This window comes from Micromonospora deserti (genome assembly GCF_003236335.1).
GTDB classification, from domain to species: Bacteria; Actinomycetota; Actinomycetes; order Mycobacteriales; family Micromonosporaceae; genus Micromonospora; species Micromonospora deserti.
On sequence record NZ_POUB01000447.1, the window covers coordinates 1 to 2,775 of the forward strand.

A 2,775-nucleotide genomic window follows, 5' to 3' on the forward strand; every position below is an offset into this window, starting at 1 on the left:
GTCTCCGGTCGCCGCCTCCAGCAAACGTGAGCGCCGAACGCCGGGGCGAGCGGGCCGGTCACGCCGACGGCCCCGGCGTTCGGCGCTCACGTTTGCTGGAGGCGGCGACCGGAGACATGAGGTCGACATGGGTGACAGGTGGTACTCCGAGGCGGTCGTCTACTGCCTCGACATCGACACGTACGTGGACTTTGACGGCGACGGGGTCGGTGACATCCGGGGCCTGATCGGCCGGCTGGACTACCTGGCCCGGCTGGGCGTCACCTGCCTCTGGCTGCACCCGGTCCACCCGTCGCCCAAGCAGGACGACGGCTACGACCCGACCGACTTCTACACTGTGGATCCCCGCTTCGGCACCCTCGGCGACTTCGCGGACCTGCTGCACCAGGCGCGGAACCGGGGCATCCGGGTGATCATCGACCTGGTGGTCAACCACACCTCGGACCAGCACCCCTGGTTCCAGTCGGCGCGCTCCGCACCGGACTCGCTCCACCGCGACTGGTACGTCTGGTCGGAACACGAGCCGGACAACCGACGCCAGGGCATGGTCTTCCCCGGTGAGCAGCACGAGACCTGGACCTACGACCGGACCGCGAGGGCCTGGTACTACCACCGGTTCTACCCGTTCCAGCCGGACCTCAACGTGGCCAACCCGGCGGTCCGCGCCGAGATCAAGAAGATCATGTCGTTCTGGCTCCAGCTCGGCGTCTCCGGCTTCCGGATGGACGCGGTGCCGTTCATCATCGAGCAGACCGAGCCGGGCAACTCGAACTCCCCGAGGCACATCGAGTTTCTCACCGAGCTGCGCCAGCACGTGCAGTGGCGCCGGGGCGACGCTGTCCTGTTGGCCGAGGCCAACGTCGAACCCGACCAGCTGCCGGTCTTCTTCGGCGACAGCGGTGGCTCCGCCAACCGGCTGCACATGCTCTTCGACTTCATGCTGAACGGTCGCCTGATGCTGGCACTGGCCCGGCAGGACCCGGAACCGGTGATCGAGGCGCTGCGGGACTCGCCAACGCTGCCCGAGGGCGGGCAGTGGGCGACCTTCCTGCGCAACCACGACGAGATCGACCTGTCCCGGCTCACCGCCGAGCAGCGCACCGAGGTGTACGCGCAGTTCGGCCCGGACGAGAGCATGCGCATCTACGACCGGGGCATCCGCCGCCGGCTCGCCTCGATGCTCGGCAACGACCGGCGCCGCATCGAGCTGGCGTACTCGCTGCAGTTCTCGCTGCGCGGCACGCCGGTGCTGCGCTACGGCGAGGAGATCGGCATGGGCGAGGATCTGTCGCTGCCCGGCCGGCAGGCGATCCGTACCCCGATGCAGTGGTCGTACCAGCCGAACGCCGGGTTCTCCACCGCGGAGCCGGAGAAGCTCGTCCGCCCGGTGATCGACAAGGGTGAGTTCGGATACGAGCGGGTCAACGTGACCGCACAGCGCCGGGACCCGAAGTCGTTGCTCGCCTGGTTCGAGCGGATGATCCGTACGCTGCGCGAAGCCCCCGAGTGCGGCTCCGGCTCGACCACGCACGTCGACGTGCCGACGCCGCCGGGCGTGCTCGCCCACCGGGCCGACGGCTCGACCGGCACGATGGTCTTCCTGCACAACCTCGGTACCGACGACGTCGAGGTGGATCTGAGCATGCTCGAACCCGAGGCGGACCTACCGATCGACGTGCTCAGTGACCGCAACTACGAGCCGGTGGAGAAACTGGACCGCCTCAGGCTCGCCGGCTACGGCTACCGCTGGATCCGGCTCTGCCGCGGCCGGGACTTCTGAGCGCGCCGGCACCGCCCGCGGCCGGCGTCCGCGGATCGGCCGGGTGGGCGCCGGGCGGGGCTGGGTTAAGCTCCTTCGATCGAGCCGAAGTTACCGGGAGGTAGGCATGTCGGAGGAGCAGCGCGTCGCCGTCGTCACCGGGGCCGCGCGGGGTATCGGCGCGGCCACCGCCCGCCGGCTGGCCGCCGACGGCATGGCGGTGGCCGTGGTCGACATCGAGGAGTCGGCGACCAAGGAGACCGTGGACGCGATCGCCGCCGCCGGCGGTCGGGCCCTCGGCCTCGGCGCCGACGTGGCCGACCGGGCGCAGGTGGCGGCCGCCGTGGAGCGGGTCGCCGCCGAGCTGGGCGCACCGACCGTGCTGGTCAACAACGCCGGCGTTCTCCGCGACAACCTGCTGTTCAAGATGACCGACGCCGACTGGGACACGGTGATGGGCGTGCACCTGCGCGGCGCCTTCCTGTTCAGCCAGGCCACGCAGAAGCACATGGTCGAGCGGAAGTGGGGACGGATCGTCAACCTCTCCAGCACCTCCGCACTGGGCAACCGGGGCCAGGCGAACTACTCCGCCGCCAAGGCCGGGCTGCAGGGCTTCACCAAGACGCTCGCCATCGAGCTGGGCCCGTTCGGGGTGACCGTCAACGCGGTCGCGCCCGGTTTCATCGTCACCGACATGACCGCCGCCACCGCGGCCAGGATGAAGGTGGACTTCGAGGCGCTGCAGAAGCACGCCGAGTCGGAGATCCCGGTCCGCCGGGTGGGCCGGCCCGAGGACGTCGCCCACACCATCTCGTTCCTGGCCAGCGAGGGCGCGTCCTTCGTCTCCGGCCAGGTCATCTACGTGGCCGGCGGCCCCAGGGCGTGACCCAAGGGGCGCCCAGCTCCGCCGGCGTCGAACGGCCACGCTCGTCGCAGAGCGTGGCCGTTGCGCGTGCCGGTGCGGCCCGGGGACGGAGGCCGCCGCCGAGCGGTTTCGGCCGGGGTCGGGAGGGTGC

The 2,775-nt window shown here is 70.6% G+C and carries 2 protein-coding genes; both read left to right on the plus strand.

Annotated elements, in window-relative coordinates; genetic code table 11:
- Nucleotides 1–127: 127 nt before the first annotated feature.
- Complete coding sequence (locus C1I99_RS30940) at nucleotides 128–1,780, plus strand: alpha-amylase family protein (protein WP_111137680.1); 1,653 nt, start codon at nucleotides 128–130, stop codon at nucleotides 1,778–1,780.
- 106 nt (nucleotides 1,781–1,886) lie between these two features.
- Complete coding sequence (gene fabG, locus C1I99_RS30945) at nucleotides 1,887–2,645, plus strand: 3-oxoacyl-ACP reductase FabG (RefSeq protein WP_111137681.1); 759 nt, start codon at nucleotides 1,887–1,889, stop codon at nucleotides 2,643–2,645.
- Nucleotides 2,646–2,775 lie beyond the last annotated feature (130 nt).

Excerpts from the sequence above, each read along its gene's own strand:
- C1I99_RS30940 (WP_111137680.1), top strand. The coding sequence starts at position 128 with ATGGGTGACAGGTGGTACTCCGAGGCGGTCGTCTACTGCCTCGACATC.
- fabG (WP_111137681.1), top strand. The coding sequence starts at position 1,887 with ATGTCGGAGGAGCAGCGCGTCGCCGTCGTCACCGGGGCCGCGCGGGGT.